At 71.4% G+C, this 16,897-nt stretch carries 14 protein-coding genes and 1 tRNA gene; 12 read left to right on the top strand and 3 right to left on the bottom strand.

Going from position 1 to position 16,897, the window contains the following annotated elements:
- Nucleotide 1 precedes the first annotated feature (1 nt).
- The 5 genes from OG858_RS17530 (at nucleotide 2) to OG858_RS17510 (ending at nucleotide 8,040) form a co-directional block, all read left to right on the top strand.
- Complete coding sequence (locus OG858_RS17530) at nucleotides 2-1,783, top strand: beta-N-acetylhexosaminidase (RefSeq protein WP_319064972.1); 1,782 nt, start codon at nucleotides 2-4, stop codon at nucleotides 1,781-1,783.
- 287 nt (nucleotides 1,784-2,070) lie between these two features.
- Entirely contained in the window at nucleotides 2,071-2,964 is an 894-nt protein-coding gene (locus OG858_RS17525; protein WP_086751666.1) for an FAD binding domain-containing protein, read from the top strand.
- Nucleotides 2,961-4,955: a 2Fe-2S iron-sulfur cluster-binding protein gene (locus OG858_RS17520; RefSeq protein ID WP_328544727.1), complete on the top strand. Its 1,995-nt coding sequence runs from the start codon at nucleotides 2,961-2,963 to the stop codon at nucleotides 4,953-4,955. The genes OG858_RS17525 and OG858_RS17520 overlap by 4 nt, the downstream gene beginning before the upstream one ends.
- The gene (locus OG858_RS17515; protein WP_319064970.1) at nucleotides 4,952-7,267 is read left to right on the top strand and encodes a xanthine dehydrogenase family protein molybdopterin-binding subunit; all 2,316 of its coding nucleotides are present in this window, start codon (nucleotides 4,952-4,954) and stop codon (nucleotides 7,265-7,267) included. The genes OG858_RS17520 and OG858_RS17515 overlap by 4 nt, the downstream gene beginning before the upstream one ends.
- Nucleotides 7,268-7,434: 167 nt before the next feature.
- Nucleotides 7,435-8,040, top strand: a complete 606-nt coding sequence (locus OG858_RS17510; RefSeq protein WP_256960928.1) for an SUKH-4 family immunity protein — start codon at nucleotides 7,435-7,437, stop codon at nucleotides 8,038-8,040.
- Between the two features lie 58 nt (nucleotides 8,041-8,098).
- Here OG858_RS17510 and OG858_RS17505 read toward each other — a convergent pair.
- Nucleotides 8,099-8,173 (bottom strand) — tRNA-Cys (locus OG858_RS17505).
- Nucleotides 8,174-8,385: 212 nt separating this feature from the next.
- On the opposite strand from OG858_RS17505, the gene OG858_RS17500 reads away from it, so the two are divergent.
- The 5 genes from OG858_RS17500 to OG858_RS17480 all read left to right on the top strand — a co-directional run bounded on the left by OG858_RS17500 (nucleotide 8,386) and on the right by OG858_RS17480 (nucleotide 13,514).
- Nucleotides 8,386-9,867, top strand: coding sequence for an MFS transporter (locus OG858_RS17500; RefSeq protein ID WP_086750666.1), 1,482 nt, complete (start codon nucleotides 8,386-8,388; stop codon nucleotides 9,865-9,867).
- A gap of 43 nt (nucleotides 9,868-9,910) precedes the next feature.
- Nucleotides 9,911-10,111, top strand: coding sequence for a ribbon-helix-helix protein, CopG family (locus tag OG858_RS17495; RefSeq protein ID WP_037703578.1), 201 nt, complete (start codon nucleotides 9,911-9,913; stop codon nucleotides 10,109-10,111).
- The gene (locus tag OG858_RS17490) at nucleotides 10,108-10,497 is read left to right on the top strand and encodes a type II toxin-antitoxin system death-on-curing family toxin (RefSeq protein ID WP_037703576.1); all 390 of its coding nucleotides are present in this window, start codon (nucleotides 10,108-10,110) and stop codon (nucleotides 10,495-10,497) included. Before OG858_RS17495 ends, OG858_RS17490 begins: the two co-directional genes overlap by 4 nt.
- A 160-nt stretch (nucleotides 10,498-10,657) precedes the next feature.
- Nucleotides 10,658-12,454 (top strand): DEAD/DEAH box helicase, encoded by a 1,797-nt coding sequence (locus tag OG858_RS17485; RefSeq protein ID WP_086750663.1) that lies wholly within the window; start codon nucleotides 10,658-10,660, stop codon nucleotides 12,452-12,454.
- Between the two features lie 418 nt (nucleotides 12,455-12,872).
- Nucleotides 12,873-13,514 (top strand): IclR family transcriptional regulator, encoded by a 642-nt coding sequence (locus tag OG858_RS17480; RefSeq protein ID WP_328544728.1) that lies wholly within the window; start codon nucleotides 12,873-12,875, stop codon nucleotides 13,512-13,514.
- 24 nt (nucleotides 13,515-13,538) lie between these two features.
- Here the strand turns inward: OG858_RS17480 and OG858_RS17475 are convergent, their stop codons facing one another.
- Nucleotides 13,539-14,378 (bottom strand): alpha/beta fold hydrolase, encoded by an 840-nt coding sequence (locus OG858_RS17475; protein WP_327748845.1) that lies wholly within the window; start codon nucleotides 14,376-14,378, stop codon nucleotides 13,539-13,541.
- A gap of 84 nt (nucleotides 14,379-14,462) precedes the next feature.
- Here OG858_RS17475 and OG858_RS17470 point away from each other — a divergent pair, with 84 nt between their 5' ends.
- Together OG858_RS17470 and OG858_RS17465 are read left to right on the top strand one after the other, a co-directional pair.
- Nucleotides 14,463-14,939, top strand: coding sequence for a MarR family winged helix-turn-helix transcriptional regulator (locus OG858_RS17470; RefSeq protein ID WP_328544729.1), 477 nt, complete (start codon nucleotides 14,463-14,465; stop codon nucleotides 14,937-14,939).
- Nucleotides 14,940-15,056: 117 nt separating this feature from the next.
- Entirely contained in the window at nucleotides 15,057-15,824 is a 768-nt protein-coding gene (locus OG858_RS17465) for a S16 family serine protease (RefSeq protein ID WP_060905120.1), read from the top strand.
- A gap of 150 nt (nucleotides 15,825-15,974) precedes the next feature.
- Here OG858_RS17465 and OG858_RS17460 read toward each other — a convergent pair whose 3' ends face one another.
- Nucleotides 15,975-16,862 carry a glycine betaine ABC transporter substrate-binding protein gene (locus tag OG858_RS17460; protein ID WP_328545326.1) on the bottom strand — a complete coding sequence of 296 codons (888 nt, stop codon included), beginning with the start codon at nucleotides 16,860-16,862 and terminating at the stop codon, nucleotides 15,975-15,977.
- Nucleotides 16,863-16,897: the final 35 nt, after the last annotated feature.

Raw genomic sequence — 16,897 nt, 5'->3', positions numbered from 1 at the left:
CGTGACGAAAACGGACCTGATTCCGGCGCCCCTCGCCGTCGAGGGGCCCATGCGCTGCGGCGTATCGCTCGACGAGAACACCACCCTGTGGGGGGCACCGGGCACGGAGGGGACGCAGCGCTGGCTGCGCTCGACCCTCGGCGCGGCCCTCGGGCTGTCGCTGCCGCCCGGCCCCGAGGACGCGCGCGACGCGGTGCGGCTGCGCCTGGACGAGAGCCTGGAGCCGGAGGCGTACAAGCTCGGTGTCGTCGCCAACTGGGGCATCGAGATCCGGGGCGGCGGCCCGGCGGGGGTCTTCTGGGGCGCCCAGACCCTGCGTCAACTCCTCGGCCCCGAGGCGTTCCGGCGCGCCCCGGTCCGCCCGGGGATCACGTACGGCATCGCGCACCAGACCGTCGAGGACGCCCCCCGTTTCGGCTGGCGCGGTCTCATGCTCGACGTCGCCCGGCACTTCCTCCCCAAGGACCAGATCCTCCGCTATCTGGACCTGATGGCCGCGCACAAACTCAACGTCCTCCACTTCCACCTGACGGACGACCAGGGCTGGCGGATCGAGATCGAGCGATACCCGAGGCTGACGGAGGTCGGCTCCTGGCGGGCGCGCACGAAATCCGGCCATCGCGCATCACCCCTCTGGGAGGAGAAACCGCACGGCGGTCACTACACGAAGGACGACATCCGCGAGATCGTCGCCTACGCGGCCGAGCGGCATATCACCGTGGTCCCCGAGATCGACATCCCGGGACACAGCCAGGCCGCCATCGCCGCGTATCCGGAACTCGGCAACACCGATGTCATCGACACGACCTCCCTCACCGTCTGGGACACCTGGGGCATCAGCAAGAACGTGCTCGCCCCCACCGACAACACCCTGCACTTCTACGAGGGGGTGTTCGAGGAGGTCCTGGAGCTGTTCCCGTCGACGTTCGTGCACATCGGCGGCGACGAGTGCGCCAAGGACCAGTGGAAGGAGTCGGCCACCGCACAGGCCCGCATCCGGGAGCTGGGGCTCGCGGACGAGGACGAGTTGCAGTCGTGGTTCGTCCGGCACTTCGGCAACTGGCTGACCGCGCGAGGGCGTCGCCTGATCGGATGGGACGAGATCCTGCAGGGCGGGAGCCGAGCCGAAGGGCGCGCCCCTGCCGAAAGCGACGACGACGAGGAAGAGGCAGCGAGACGACCGCCCGACGAGGTGGGGGCGCCCCCGGCCTCGGGCCGGGGGAATCGACAGGGGATCAGAGCACCCGGAGGCGAGGCGACAGGAATCAACCTCGCGCCGGGGGCGGCCGTGTCGTCCTGGCGGGGCTACGCGGGCGGTATCACGGCGGCCCGCGCGGGCCACGACGTGGTCATGTGCCCCGAGCAGCAGGTGTATCTGGACCACCGTCAGGACGGCGGCCCCGACGAGCCGGTGCCCATCGGCTTCGTACGCACCCTGGAGGACGTCTTCCGGTTCGAGCCGGTACCACCGGAGTTGACGCCCGACGAGGCACGGCATGTGCTGGGCACCCAGGCGAATGTGTGGACCGAGGTGATGGAGGACCCCGCGCGCGTGGACTACCAGACGTTCCCGCGCCTGGTGGCCTTCGCCGAGGTGGCCTGGAGCCGGCTGCCGGAACCCGCTGAGCGTGACTTCGCCGACTTCGAGCGCCGGATGACGGCCCACTACCTGCGACTTGACGCCCTGGGGGTCGGATATCGGCCGCCCTCGGGTCCGCGTCCATGGCAGCGGAGACCCGGCGTGCTCGGACGTCCGATCGAGGGAAGGCCCCCGAACGTGTGAGGCGACCGCGAACCCGTAGGACCGAAAGCGCGTGCCCTGCGACGGTGACCGCAGTGGGAACAAGAGGCGCAAGAGGTGAAAGTGGCGCCATGTGTGTTAATTCGCGCCTATGGGTGATGCCTGGCCAAAACGGACCACCTCCCGGGCGAGGTGGACGAACGCCTCCTGGCGGACCCCCGCGTTCGGGCCTCGCGAGAATGTGCCAGAGTTGCCACGTCCGCCCTGTCAGCACGTACCGTACGGCAACACAGGCGGACCAGGTGGGGCAGCGGGAAGGGGCAGCCGGTTTGACCACGCACGCACCGCAGGCGGCGCAGGCCGTGACCCTGCCCGGCTCGCTGGACGAGGCCGTGGCGGCCCTCGCCGCCATGCCCTGGGCGGTTCCGGTGGCGGGCGGCACGGACCTCATGGCCGCGGTCAACTCGGGGCAGCTCAGGCCCGCCGCGCTGGTCGGCCTCGGCAAGATCAGCGAGATCCGCGGCTGGCAGTACCAGGACGGACACGCCCTGCTGGGTGCCGGACTGACGCACGCGCGGATGGGGCGCCCGGACTTCGCGGCGCTCATTCCGGCGCTCGCGGCAGCCGCGCGCGCCGCCGGACCACCGCAGATCCGCAACGCCGGCACCCTCGGCGGCAACATCGCGACGGCCGCCCCCACCGGGGACGCGCTGCCCGTGCTGGCCGCCCTGGAGGCCACGCTGATCATCGCGGGCCCGGGCGGGGCCCGCCGTGAGATGCCCGTTTCGCACCTGCTGGCCGGCATGGAAATGTTGCGACCCGGTGAACTCATCGGCTTCGTGCGCGTGCCGCTGCTGCACGCGCCCCAGGTCTTCCTGAAGGCCACCGGCCGCACCGGCCCCGGCCGCGCGGTCGCCTCCGTCTCTCTCGTCCTCGACCCCGCCCGGCGCGGGGTGCGGTGCGCCGTCGGAGCCATAGCACCGATGCCGCTGCGCCCCCTGGACGCCGAGGCGTGGGTCGGTCGGCTGATCGACTGGGACGGCCAGCGCACCCTCGTCCCCGAGGCGCTGCAGGCCTTCGGTGAGTACGTGGCGGCCGCCTGCATCCCGGACCCGGCCCCCGAGGTCGACGGTTCCGTACCACCGCTTCCGCCCGCCGTACTGCACCTGCGGCGCACCGTCGCCGCGCTGGCCCGACGAGCACTGGGGAGGGCACTGTCGTGAGCGACGACCAGCACGGAGAGAGCACCCCGCAGCAGGGAGGCCAGGGCGGCTGGGAACGGCTGCCGCAGGGCGACTACGACGACGGCGCCACCACCTTCGTACAGCTCCCCGAGGGGGGCATCGACGCGCTGCTCGCCGCCGACAGCCCGCTGGCCGCGCCCGGCCACGGCTATGTGCCGCCGCAGATAGCTGCGAACACCGCGCACGTGGGGGACACGGCCCACACCGCCGGAACCGACCCGTCCGTTCCGGGCACGTGGGCGATGCCGGCCGGGGGCGACCAGTGGCACGACCCGAACGCCGGGCAGCCGCAGCCCCCGACGCAGGACGGCTTCACGTACAACCCGGGCTCGACCGGGCAGTGGACGTTCGAGGAGCCGGCCGCACAGGAAGGCACCGCCCCCGGTCACGATGTGACCGGCGAGTGGTCGATTCCGGTCGCGGGGGGTGATCTTCCGGACGAATCCGGTGAGTTCAGCACATCGGCCCTCGTCGAGCAGTGGGGCGGCAACCCGCCCGCCACGCTTCCCGGCGGCGCCGCCGCGCCCTGGGCGACCGAACAGATCGGCACGGCGTGGACCGCGCCGCCGCCCCCGGCCGACGAGCACCGGCCCGACGAGCACGCGACCGGCAGCCGTACGCCGGGGGAGAGCGCGGCAGGCGTGGCCCCGGAGGCCCCTGGGAAGCCCTCCGCGGACCCTGGAGAGGCGTACGCCGACCCCGCCCCCGAGACCGCCGGGCAGACCCCGGAAGCCGCCCAGGAGCCCGCTGAGCCGATCGGCGAGGCCGACGCGGAGACGAAGAGCGGCGAACGGCCCGAGGCACCGGAGACGGCTCCTGAGACGTCCGGGGCCGCTGCCGCCACTGCCGCCGGGACCAGCGAGGGCGACCCGGCGTCGGCCGACGAGCCCGCCCCGGCCCCGCCCCCGCACGACGACCACCCCCTCGCCTCCTTCCTCCTGCGCGTCAACGGCACGGAGCGGCCCGTCAGCGACGCCTGGATCGGCGAGTCGCTGCTCTACGTGCTGCGCGAGCGGCTCGGCCTCGCGGGCGCCAAGGACGGCTGCTCACAGGGCGAGTGCGGCGCCTGCAACGTCCAGGTCGACGGCCGGCTCGTGGCGTCCTGCCTGGTTCCCGCCGTCACCGCCGCGGGCAGCGAGGTGCGCACCGTCGAGGGCCTCGCCGCCGACGGGCAGCCCTCGGACGTGCAGCGGGCCCTCGCCAAGTGCGGTGCCGTGCAGTGCGGTTTCTGCGTGCCCGGCATGGCGATGACCCTGCACGACCTCCTGGAGGGCAACCCCGCCCCCAGCGACCTGGAGACCCGCCAGGCGCTCTGCGGCAACCTCTGCCGCTGCTCCGGCTACCGGGGCGTCCTGGCGGCCGTCCGCGACGTCGTCGCCGAACGCGAGGCGCACTCGGCCGCGGAGAACGAGGCCGCCGCGGACACCGACGAGGCACGCATCCCGCACCAGGCGGGCCCGGGCGCGGGCGGCGTCAACACGGCGGCGTACGACTCCCAGGGAGCATCGCCACCGCACGACCCGGACCGGTCCTACGGCGGTCAGGGGCTGTCGTTCACCGGCCCGGACGACTCGTACGGCGGTCAGGGGCAGTCGTTCGGCGGCGGTCAGGGCGACACCTACGGTGGTCAGGGCCAGTCCTTCGGCGGCCCGGACGACTCGTACGGCGGCCAGGGCCAGTCGTTCGGCGGCGGTCAAGGCGATACCTACGGCGGCCAGGGGCAGTCCTTCGGCGGCCCGGACGACTCGTACGGCGGCCAGGGCCAGTCGTTCGGCGGCGGTCAAGGCGACACCTACGGTGGTCAGGGCCAGTCGTTCACCGGCCCGGACGACTCGTACGGCGGCCAGGGCCAGTCGTTCGGCGGCGGTCAGGGCGACACCTACGGCGGCCAAGGGCAGTCCTTCGGCGGCCCGGACGACTCGTACGGCGGTCAGGGCCGGTCGTTCGGCCAGGACGGAGGCCAGGCGTGAGCAACGAAACCGTCATCGCGACGTCCGCGGGCTCCGGCGAGGCCGAGCCCCCCGAGCAGCTGCCGCACGGCCTGGGCGCGAACCTGCCGTCCGCCGATGCCCGCGCCAAGTCGGAGGGCACCTTCCCCTACGCGGCCGACCTGTGGGCCGAGGGCCTGCTGTGGGCCGCCGTGCTCCGCTCGCCGCACCCGCACGCGCGCATCGTGTCGATCGACACGTCCCACGCGCGCGAGATGCCCGGCGTACGGGCCGTCATCACCCACGAGGACGTGCCGGGAGTCTCGCTGCACGGCCGCGGCAAGGCCGACCGGCCCCTGTTCGCCTCCGAGGTCGTACGCCACCACGGCGAGCCCATCGCGGCCGTCGCCGCCGACCACCCCGACACCGCGCGCATGGCCGCCGCCGCCGTCATCGTCGAGTACGAGGTGCTCGACCCGGTGATCGACCCGGAGCAGGCCTTCGAGGCCGAGCCCCTGCACCCCGACGGCAACCTCATCCGCCACATCCCGCTGCGCCACGGCGACCCGGACGCGGCCGGCGAGATCGTCGTCGAGGGCCAGTACCGCATCGGCCGCGCGGACCCGGCCCCCATCGGCGCCGAGGCAGGCCTCGCCGTGCCCCGTCCCGACGGCGGCGTCGAGCTGTACGTGGCCTCCACCGACCCGCACACCGACCGCGACGCGGCCGCCGCCTGCTACGGCCTGGTCCCCGACCGCGTCAAGATCGTCGTCACCGGTGTCCCCGGCGCCACCGCCGACCGCGAGGACCAGGGCTTCCAACTCCCGCTGGGGCTGCTGGCCCTGAAGACGGGCTGCCCGGTCAAGCTGACGGCCACCCGCGAGGAGTCCTTCCTCGGCCACGCCCACCGGCACCCCACCCTGCTGAGATACCGGCACCACGCGGACGCCGAGGGCAGGCTGGTCAAGGTCGAGGCGCAGATCCTCCTCGACGCGGGCGCGTACGCCGACACCTCGTCGGAGGCGCTGGCAGCCGCCGTCTCGTTCGCCTGCGGCCCGTACGTCGTCCCCAACGCCTTCATCGAGGGCTGGGCGGTACGCACCAACAACCCGCCCTCCGGCCATGTGCGCGGCGAGGGCGCCATGCAGGTCTGCGCCGCGTACGAGGCCCAGATGGACAAGCTGGCGAAGAAGCTGGGCATCGACCCGGCCGAGCTGCGCATGCGCAACGTGATGTCCACGGGAGACGTGCTGCCGACGGGCCAGTCGGTGACCTGCCCGGCCCCGGTCGCCGAACTCCTCCAGGCCGTCCAGGAGTTCCCGCTGCCGGCCCTCCCCAAGGACAGCCCCGAGGAGGAGTGGCTGCTCCCGGGCGGTCCCGAGGGCGCGGGCGAGCCGGGTGCCGTCCGGCGCGGCGTCGGCTACGGCCTCGGCATGGTCCACATGCTCGGCGCCGAGGGCGCGGACGAGGTCTCCACGGCCACCGTGAAGGTCCACGACGGCATCGCGACCGTCCTGTGCGCGGCCGTCGACACCGGCCAGGGCTTCTCCACCCTCGCCCGGCAGATCGTCCAGGAGACCCTGGGCATCGACGAGGTCCACATCGCCCAGGTCGACACCGACCAGCCCCCGGCGGGCCCGAGCTGCCGAGGCCGCCACACCTGGGTCTCGGGCGGCGCGGTGGAACGGGCGGCCAAGATGGTCCGCACACAGCTGCTCCAGCCCCTGGCGCACAAGTTCGGCATGTCCACGGAGCTGCTGCAGATCACCGACGGCAAGATCACGTCGTACGACGGTGTGCTGTCGACCACGGTCGCGGAGGCACTGGACGGCAAGGAACTCTGGGCCACCGCCCAGTGCCGCCCCCATCCGACCGAACCGCTGGACGGCGCCGGCCAGGGCGACGCGTTCGTGGGCCTGGCGTTCTGCGCGATCCGCGCGGTCGTGGACGTAGACATCGAGCTCGGCTCCGTACGGGTCGTGGAGCTTGCCGTCGCCCAGGACGTCGGCCGGATCCTCAACCCGACGCAGCTCGCCGCGCGTATCGAGGCGGGTGTCACCCAGGGCGTGGGCGTGGCCCTCACGGAGAACCTTCGCACCCCCCGAGGCCTCATCCGCCACCCCGACCTCACCGGCTACGCCCTGCCCACCGCCCTCGACACCCCCGACATCCAGATCGTCAAACTGGTCGAGGAGCGGGACGTCATCGCCCCCTTCGGCGCGAAGGCGGCCAGCGCGGTACCGGTGGTCACGTCTCCGGCGGCCATCGCGGCGGCGGTCCGGGCGGCCACGGGGCGCCCCGTGAACCGCCTCCCGATCCGGCCGCAGGCGGCGGTGGTGGTGACGGGCGCGTAGGGGTGCGTGAGCGGATCCCCGCGTAGCCCCTGAGGTGCGTGTTCGCGTGTACGTCGGGCGTTGTCAGTGGGGCGGCGTATGGTTCTCGGCAGTGGGGAGAACGACCGCTCGGCGGCGCCGCATCCCCACGGGGGAAGCACGCTGCGGACCATGTGCCGGGGGGAGCCATGAGCACAATGACGATGGGGACAATGGGCCTGACGGACCTGAACGACCTGAACGACCTGAACAATCTGAACCACTTGAACGACCTGGCGGTGCTGACCGGGGGACCGGTCACCCACTCCGGACTGGAGCTGGACCTGCCCGCCCGGCTGCTGGACGAGGAGTTCGGCCAGAGCGCGGTGTGGCGCTTCGAGGACTTCGACTTCCCGGCCACGCTCACCCACGAGCCGACCCGCCGCTTCCTGCGGAACATGGGCCTGCCCGAGAACCACGGCTTCTTCCAGCTCGACACGGACATCCCGCTGCAGACCCTCGCCGAGTACCACGCGAACGAACGCCCCGGTGAGTCCACCCCCGAGCGGCTCCCGGCCGGCGCCGCCCACCTGATCCGCCTCGGCCACTTCGTCGAGGGCGACAGCCTCGTCGTCGACGGCACGACAGGCGCGATCCTCAACTGGAGCGAGCCCGAGTCGGCGCTCTGCCCCCTCGGCGCCGACATCTCCACCCTCGCCTTCACCCTCTGGCTCCTCCACCGCGAGAAGCGCGAGGGGACAGCCACGGGCTGCTGGGTGGAGACGCTGCGCAACAAGGCCTGCGCGGGCCTCTGAGACCGCGGGCACACGAAGACGGCCGACCACTGAACAGCGGTCGGCCGTCACATCGTGCTGGAGGCCGTGGCGGGAATCGAACCCACGTAACTCGCTTTGCAGGCGAGTCCCTAAACCACTCGGGCACACGGCCGGGTCGAAAGCGTCAGGGCTGTCGTGCCTGTCGCTCCGGACTCGATGTGAAGACCGTAGGCGGGTCCCGGGGGAGGGCTCAAGGGGCGCGGAGGTGCTGCAACGGGACTGCCACACGCCGTTCATGAACGGCGGGGCGTACGACGAAGGTCCCGGGTGGTGGGGGACTTCGGACAGGGGCGAATGTCGGTGTTGCCTCTTACGCTGGCGGGCATGGCCGACCTCGAACCGCGTCGCACAGCCGTCACGTTGACCCCTGTCCCGCCCACTGTTCCCGACGGTGAGGAAAGCGTGCTGAGCCGCTCCTACCGGGGGCTCAGTATCGGGATCGTCTCGGTCGTGCTGCTGATCGCGTTCGAGGCCATGGCGGTCGGCACGGCCATGCCGGTCGCGGCGCGGGAGCTGGACGGGATCGCGGTGTACGGGTTCGCGTTCTCGGCGTACTTCACGACGAGCCTGTTCGGGATGGTGCTGGCGGGGCAGTGGGCTGACCGGCGGGGGCCGTTGGGGGCGCTGACGGCAGGGATCGGTGGTTTCGCGGCCGGTCTGATGCTGTCGGGGACCGCAGGGGCGATGTGGCTCTTCGTCCTCGGGCGGGCCGTGCAGGGGCTCGGCGGCGGGCTGGTGATCGTCGCACTGTACGTGGTGGTCGGGCGCGCGTACCCGGAGCGGCTGCAGCCGTCGATCATGGCGGCCTTCGCGGCGAGCTGGGTCGTCCCGTCCGTGGTCGGCCCCCTCGTCTCGGGCGCGGTGACGGAACAGCTGGGCTGGCGCTGGGTGTTCGTGGGCATTCCGGTGCTCGTCGTCCTGCCCCTGGGGCTGGCACTGCCCCAGATACGGCGGAGGGCTTCCGGTCCGGTGACGACCGAGGGGGCGGCGGCGCGGGTCGCCGACGCCCCCTCCGTCGGCCGTCGCCGTATCCGGCTCGCCTTCGGTATCTCGCTCGGGGCCGGGCTGTTGCAGTACGCGGCTCAGGATCTGCGGTGGTGGTCGTTGGTACCGGCTGTGGTGGGGGCCGGGCTGCTGGTGCCGGCCGTGCTGGGGCTGTTGCCGCGGGGGACGTACCGGGCGGTGCGGGGGCTGCCGTCGGTGGTGTTGCTGCGTGGGGTGGCCGCGGGGTCGTTCGTGGCGGCCGAGTCGTTCGTGCCGTTGATGCTGGTCACACAGCGGGGGTTGTCGCCGACGCTCGCCGGGTTCTCGCTCGCGGCGGGCGGGGGGACCTGGGCGCTGGGGTCGTGGCTGCAGGCGCGTGCTGGGGTGGAGCCGTACCGGGAGCGGCTGATGACGGTGGGGATGGTGCTGGTCGCGGCGGCGATCACCACGTTGCCGGGTGCGCTGATCCACTCCGTGCCCGTGTGGACCGTGGCCGTCGCGTGGGCCTTCGGGTGCTTCGGGATGGGGCTCGTCATCTCCTCCACCAGCGTCCTTCTGCTCCAGCTCTCCGCCCCCGAACAGGCCGGCACCAACTCCGCCGCCCTCCAGATGTCCGACGGCCTCTCCAACGCGCTCCTCCTCGCCGGGGGAGGCGCCGCCTTCGCCGCGCTGGGCGGCGGCACGGTCGCCCACACGACCAGCACCACGGCCTCCGGCGCCGGTTCGCACCCGGCCGCCTTCGTCGCGGTGTTCCTGCCGATGGCGGGGGTGGCGCTGGTGGGGGCTTGGGTGACTACGCGGTTGCGGGCCACTTCCACCTGAGAGTGGTACCACTTTGACCCCTCTCCAGTGGTACCGTTTTGGTATGGCTATGAACCTGCGCCTTCGTGACGATCAGACGGAAGCTCTGAAGCTGCGTGCCGAGGAGGAGGGAACAAGCATGCACGCCATACTGCTCAAGGCGGTGGATGACTACCTGGCAAGGACGGCTCATGAGGCCCTCGTTCGCAAGGCCGCCAAGGAGCAGACCGTCAAGTGGGCCGAGCTGTTGGAGCGGCTCAAGTGACATACGTCTACTTGTCGGCCGAGGACGTCCTGGCCATCGCCGAGCTTGCCGTCGATGACCAGAACGTCGTCGTACGGGACGTGGGTCTCCTGGAGTCCGCCGTGCACCGCCCCTCGGCCTCGATGTTCGGGCAGGAGGCGTACAACGACGCGTTCGGTAAGGCGGCGGCACTCCTGCAGTCGCTCGTGATCAACCATCCCCTGGTCGACGGGAACAAGCGCACGGCCTGGACATCCTGTGTCGTCTTCCTCGCCATGAACGACGTGCAGCTCCGGCCGGACATCGACGCCGCCGAACGGCTTGTGATCGCCGTGGCCACCGGTGACATGGACGAGGTCAAGGTCATCTCCGAGGCTCTGCGGGAGCTTGCCGAGCAGCCGATGTGAGCTGAGTCCCATCTGCGGCCGACCCGGTCCCGTTCGCGCGTTGGCGGAAGCGGGGCGCCGGTAGGGTGGCCCGGTTGTCATACGTAGCCGAGGCGGGTGGGTCGCTGCGCGAGTCGCCCGGGGCTACCCGCCGAGCCGCTCGACCCCCAGACCGGAGACCGTGACTACCACCGCCACCTCCTCCTCGAACCACCACCTCTCTCCCGCCTTTCCCGGCCGCGCCCCATGGGGTACGGCCAGCAAGCTGCGCGCCTGGCAGCAGGGGGCGATGGAGAGGTATATCCAGGAGCAGCCGCGGGACTTCCTCGCGGTCGCGACCCCCGGCGCCGGGAAGACCACCTTCGCGCTGACGCTCGCGTCCTGGCTGCTGCACCACCACGTCGTGCAGCAGGTGACGGTCGTGGCGCCCACGGAGCATCTGAAGAAGCAGTGGGCCGAGGCCGCGGCGCGGATAGGGATCAAGCTGGACCCGGAGTACAGCGCGGGGCCGCTCAGCAAGGAGTACGACGGGGTCGCCGTCACTTACGCGGGTGTGGGTGTGCGGCCCATGCTGCACCGCAATCGCAGCGAGCAGCGCAAGACCCTCGTCATCCTCGACGAGATTCACCACGCGGGCGACAGCAAGTCCTGGGGCGAAGCGTGCCTGGAGGCCTTCGAGCCCGCCACCCGGCGGCTAGCGCTCACCGGTACACCCTTCCGTTCCGACACCAACCCCATCCCCTTCGTGGCCTACGAGGAGGGGACGGACGGGATCCGGCGGTCGTCCGCCGACTACACCTACGGCTACGGCAACGCGCTCGCCGACAACGTCGTGCGGCCCGTCATCTTCCTCTCCTACAGCGGCAACATGCGCTGGCGGACCAAGGCGGGCGACGAGATCGCCGCGCGCCTCGGCGAGCCCATGACCAAGGACGCGGTCAGCCAGGCCTGGCGTACGGCCCTCGATCCGCGCGGTGAGTGGATGCCGAGTGTGCTGCGCGCCGCCGACCAGCGGCTCACCGAGGTCAGGAAGGGCATCCCGGACGCCGGTGCGCTCGTCATCGCCACCGACCAGGACTCCGCCCGCGCCTACGCCAAGCTGATCCGCGAGATCACGGGGACGAGCGCGACGGTCGTCCTGTCCGACGACTCGGGCGCCTCGAACCGTATCGACGAGTTCAGTGCCGGCACCGACCGGTGGATGGTCGCCGTGCGGATGGTGTCCGAGGGCGTCGACGTGCCCCGGCTGGCCGTGGGGGTCTACGCCACCACCATCTCCACCCCGCTCTTCTTCGCCCAGGCCGTCGGACGTTTCGTACGGTCCCGGCGGCGCGGCGAGACCGCGTCCGTGTTCCTGCCGACCATCCCCGACCTGCTCACCTTCGCCAACGAGATGGAGGTGGAACGGGACCACGCCCTCGACAAACCGAAGAAGGAGGGCGAGGAGGACCCGTACGCCGAGGAGGACAAGCTCCTGGCGGAGGCGGAGAGGGAGCAGGACGAGGACACCGGCGACCAGGACATGCTGCCGTTCGAGGCGCTGGAGTCCGACGCCGTGTTCGACCGGGTCATGTACAACGGCGCCGAGTTCGGTATGCAGGCCCACCCCGGGAGCGAGGAGGAGCAGGACTACCTCGGGATTCCGGGGCTGCTGGAGCCGGACCAGGTGCAGTTGCTGCTCCAGAAGCGGCAGGCCCGGCAGATCGCGCACAGCCGCAAGAGGCCGGACTCCGAGGCCGACCTGGTGGAGCTGCCGGCCGAACGGCGGCCCGTCGTCACCCACAAGGAGCTGCTTGAGCTGCGGAAACAGCTCAACGGCATGGTCGGCGCGTACTCCCATCAGACCGGCAAGCCGCACGGTGTCATCCACACCGAGGTACGGCGTGTGTGCGGTGGACCGCCGAGTGCCGAGGCCACGGCGGGGCAGCTGCGGCAGCGCATCGCCAAGGTGCAGGAGTGGGCCACCCGGATGAAGTGACGTCCGGGGAGGACGCTCCGAGGCCGGGGAGGACGCTCCGAGCTTCGGGGAGTGTGCTCCGAGGCCGGGGAGTGTGCTCCGAGCTTCGGGGGAGTCCGCGCTGAGTTCCGGGGGAGTGCGCCCCGGGTGGTGCGCCTCGGGTGGTGCGCCCGTACATAGTGCGACAAATCGAAGTAGTCCGTACCGGACACTGCCCGGATTCTGGACGGAGTCTTCCGCTCAGCGAACCCGCTCGTCTACTGTCCCGCTACGCATACGCCCCGTGGCAGCGCCGCCGCGGAGCGCAGCCGTGAAGCGACTCCGCCCGGATCATCCGGGTTCAGCCGATCGGCGGCCTCTGTAGCGCGACGCCGAACGGGACCGGTGACGCATCAGCCGTGACAGGGGTCGCCGCCCTCACCACGAAGGAGTGGGCGTCGTGACCGCGGAGACTTCTCAGACGCTTGATCGGGGACTGCGTGTCCTCAAGCTGCTGGCCGACACCGATCACGGGCTGACCGTCACCGAGCTTTCCAACAAGCTCGGGGTCAACCGAACTGTTGTGTACCGTCTGCTCGCGACCCTGGAACAGCACTCCCTCGTACGACGTGACCTGGGCGGACGTGCCCGGGTCGGGCTGGGGGTGCTGCGGCTCGGGCGGCAGGTGCACCCGTTGGTGCGGGAGGCCGCGTTGCCCGCCCTGCGGTCGTTGGCCGAGGACATAGGGGCGACCGCCCATCTCACTCTCGTCGACGGGACCGAGGCGTTGGCCGTCGCGGTCGTCGAGCCGACGTGGACGGACTACCACGTGGCGTACCGGGCGGGCTTCCGCCACTCGCTGGACCGGGGCGCCGCGGGGCGGGCGATCCTGTCGGGTCGGCTGCAGCCGGGGGACTGGCCCGGGTACGCGCTCACGCACGGGGAGCTGGAGGCGGGGGCCAGCGGGGCCGCCGCGCCCCTGCTCGGGGTGACGGGGGTCGAGGGCAGCGTGGGAGTCGTCATGCTGGCCGACGCGGTGCCGGAGCGGGTCGGGCCGCGTGTCATGGACGCGGCCCGAGAGGTGGCCGACGCGCTGCGGTGACGCGGGGCGGCTCGGCCGCCGCGGTCACTCCGTCTCGGTGTCCAGCGTGCTCAGCCAGTCCAGCAGGTGTTTGTTGAACGTGTCCGGCTGTTCCATGTTGGCGTAGTGGGCGGTGCCCTCGATCGAGACTGCACGGCCCCTGCCCGCGACGGTCCTGGTCAGGCGTTCGGCCATGGCGATGAGGTCGGGGGCGTCGAGGGCGCCGTTGATGGCGAGGGTGGGGGCGGTGATGGTGGCGGCGCGGGCCCAGGTGTCGGTCACCGGGACGTGCCAGTCCGTCTCGCCCACGGTGTGCTTGGCGGCGGTGGCGCGGCTCATCTCCCGTACGCGCCGCACGATCTCGGGGTCCACGTCGTCGACCGCGCGGTGCGGGCCGGCGACTGCCTCACCGACCACGTCGAGCCAGCCCTCGATGTCGCCGGACATCAGCGTGCCGTAGTAGCGGGCGACGCTGTCCTTGGTCCACGGGTCCGTGTGCTCGGGCTCACTGGTGCCGACACCGCTGACGACGAGGGCGCGTACGAGTCCGGGATGCTCCAGTGCCGTGTCGACGGCCGTGCCTCCGCCCATCGACATGCCGATCAGGACCACCGGGCCCGTTTCCAGGTGGCGCAGGAGCGCGGCGAGGTCGTCGGTGAGGCGGAACGGCATGCTCGCGTTGGCGGAGGCGCCGTGCCCTCGGGCGTCCGGTGCGATGACGCGGTGACCGGCCGCGAGGGCGGGCACCAGATCGTGCCACATGCGGTGATCGGTGAAGCTGCCGTGCAGCAGTACGAGCGGGGTGCCCGAACCGACGTCCAGGTAGGCGAGCGGACCGTCGTCGGACTGAAACGTGCGCGTGGGTACCTGTGAGACATCAGTCATGACAACTAAGGTGTCATAATGAGGAGGTGATGACAACTGGGTTGTCATTCTGCTCGGTGGTGGAGCGTGGAAGAGAATGACCCCGTGACAGAGAACAATGAGCCGCTGCCGCCCGACGTGCTCGCCGGGCGGCTGTCCGAGGTGTTCGCCGTCCTGGGCCCCCTCTACCGGCGGACGACCCGCGCGCTGGAGCTGAAGGAGCGGAAGGAGGGGTTCCCCGTCGGTGTACGTGCCGTGCTGGAGCTGTTGCGCATGGGCGGGCGGCCGATGACGGTGCCGCAGATGGGCCGGACGCTGGCGCTGAGCAGGCAGTTCGTGCAGCGGATGGTCAACGAGGCAGCGGGGCGGGACCTCGTCGAGGCCATCCCGAACCCCGCGCACCAGCGCTCCTCCCTGATCCGGCTGACCGACGTCGGCCGTACGACCATCGACGCGCTGGTGGCCCGGGAGAGCGTGCTGCTGAAGCAGGCGAGCGGTGAGCTGACGGGGGCCGACGTCGACGCCTGTGTACGGGTGCTGACGCATCTCCTCGGACTCTTCGAGGACGTGGACGTCAACTGAGACCCGCCGGCCCACCGTGCCGGCTCCCGCCCGCGGGTGCCACCGCCCCCTGGCCGGAAGTGCCCCTCACGTTAGATTGACCCCGTGCTCTCTCGTCTCTCCAGCCTTTCGCGTCCCGTGGCCGTAGCCGTATGCGCCCTGCCCGTGGTGGGGCTGCTCGCCACGGCGGTGTTCGCGCCGTTGCCGTTCTCCGTGGCGCAGCCGGGGATGACGGCGAACGTGCTGGGCGAGAACAAGGGCGATCCGGTGATCACGATCAGCGGCGCGGAGGCCCGGAAGACCAGTGGGCAGCTGCGGATGACGACGATCGAGGCGACGGGACCGGACACCCGCGTCGGGCTCGGCGACGTGCTCGACGGCTGGTTCCGCACGGACCAGGCCGTCATGCCGCGCGAGGCGGTCTACCCCAGCGGCGACACCGCAGAGGAGATCCAGGAGTACAACGCGGCCGAGATGAAGGAGTCCCAGGACACGGCCACCGAGGCGGCTCTCGCCTACCTCGGCGAGGACTCCGGCGACATCGAGGTCACCCTGCGGCTCGCCGATGTCGGCGGTCCCAGCGCGGGCCTGCTCTTCTCCCTCGGCATCGTCGACAAACTCGACGGCGACGGCAGCGGCGGCGACCTCACGGGCGGTCGCGTCATCGCCGGGACGGGGACCATCGACACGGCCGGCCGGGTCGGCGCGGTCGGCGGGGTCACCCTCAAGACCCAGGCGGCCCGTCGCGACGGCGCCACCGTCTTCCTCGTACCCAAGGCCGAGTGCTCGGACGCGAAGGCCGAACTGCCCAAGGGGCTGCGGCTCATCCCGGTGACGACCTTGAAGGGTGCGGTCGGCTCGCTCGTGGCGCTGGAGACGGGCAAGGGCTCCGTACCCAGCTGCTGAATCAGACCGCTGAATCAGACCGCTGGGTCAGACCGCTCGATCAGACTCCTGGATCCAATTCCTGGATCCAACTGCTGAATCAATCCGCCGATCCAGCGGCTGATCCCGGCCGCTGATCGACAGCCGCCGACCGGCGGAGCTTCCACCAACTCACCCCTCCCGCACGAACCCCTCCGCCACCATCCACTCCAACGCCACCCGGTGCGGATCCTCCCCGTCGACGTCCACCCTGGCGTTCAGCTCGCGTGCCACGTCGTTGTCGAGCTTCTTCGTGATGGGCGCGAGGACGTCGGCGATCTCCGGCCACTCCTTCAGCGTCGCGGAGTTGATCTCGGGGGCCGCGTTGTAGTTGGGGAAGAACTTCCGGTCGTCGTCCATCACGGTCAGCTTCATCGACGCGATGCGCCCGTCGGTCGTGTAGACCTCCCCGAACAGGCAACTCCCCTTGGCCGCCTGGGTGTAGATGATCCCGCTGTCCATCTGGGTGATGTTCCGGGTGAGCAGGCTCATCCCGTACGCCTTCTGCATGCCCGGCAGTCCGTCCGCGCGGTTGGCGAACTCGCTCTCCACGCACAGGGTGACGGCCCCCGGCTCCTTCGCCGCCAGCAGGGCCACTTCGGAGAGGGTCTTCGTGCCGTATTCGGCGGAGTGGGCGCGGTTCAGGGCGAGGGCGTAGGTGTTGTTGAGCGCGGAGGGCGGGAGCCAGGTCAGGCCGTTCTCCAGATCGGCGTCGCGCACCGCCTCCCACTGCCGTCGCGGGTCGGTGACGGGGGTGCTGTTGCCCTGGTAGGTGATCCAGGCCGTGCCCGTGTACTCGTACATGGCGTCCGCGTCCCCGCTCCGCACCGCCTCCCGGGCGCCGAACGACCCCTGGATGCCGGTGCGGTCGAGCACCTCCGCGCCGGCCGCCTGGAAGGCGATGCCCATGACGGCGCCGAGGATCAGGTTCTCGGTGAAGTCCTTGGAGGTGACGGTCAGGTCGGCGTCGTCGAGAGGCCGGCCCTGCCCGACCGAGCCCGGCAGGACGTCGTCGGTCATGGGGGAGCCGCTGGTCAGCCCGCAGCCGGCCACCA

It is taken from the genome of Streptomyces europaeiscabiei (assembly GCF_036346855.1).
Classification (GTDB): domain Bacteria; phylum Actinomycetota; class Actinomycetes; order Streptomycetales; family Streptomycetaceae; genus Streptomyces; species Streptomyces europaeiscabiei.
Note: the sequence above shows the minus strand (reverse complement) of the source record. Positions and strands in the feature narration are given on the sequence as shown.

Bases quoted from the DNA above. Each gene is read 5' to 3' on its own strand.
- OG858_RS17510 (WP_256960928.1), top strand. From the start codon at position 7,435: ATGAGCACAATGACGATGGGGACAATGGGCCTGACGGACCTGAACGAC.
- OG858_RS17500 (WP_086750666.1), top strand. From the start codon at position 8,386: ATGGCCGACCTCGAACCGCGTCGCACAGCCGTCACGTTGACCCCTGTC.
- OG858_RS17495 (WP_037703578.1), top strand. From the start codon at position 9,911: ATGGCTATGAACCTGCGCCTTCGTGACGATCAGACGGAAGCTCTGAAG.
- OG858_RS17475 (WP_327748845.1), bottom strand. From the start codon at position 14,378: ATGACTGATGTCTCACAGGTACCCACGCGCACGTTTCAGTCCGACGAC.
- OG858_RS17460 (WP_328545326.1), bottom strand. From the start codon at position 16,862: ATGACCGACGACGTCCTGCCGGGCTCGGTCGGGCAGGGCCGGCCTCTC.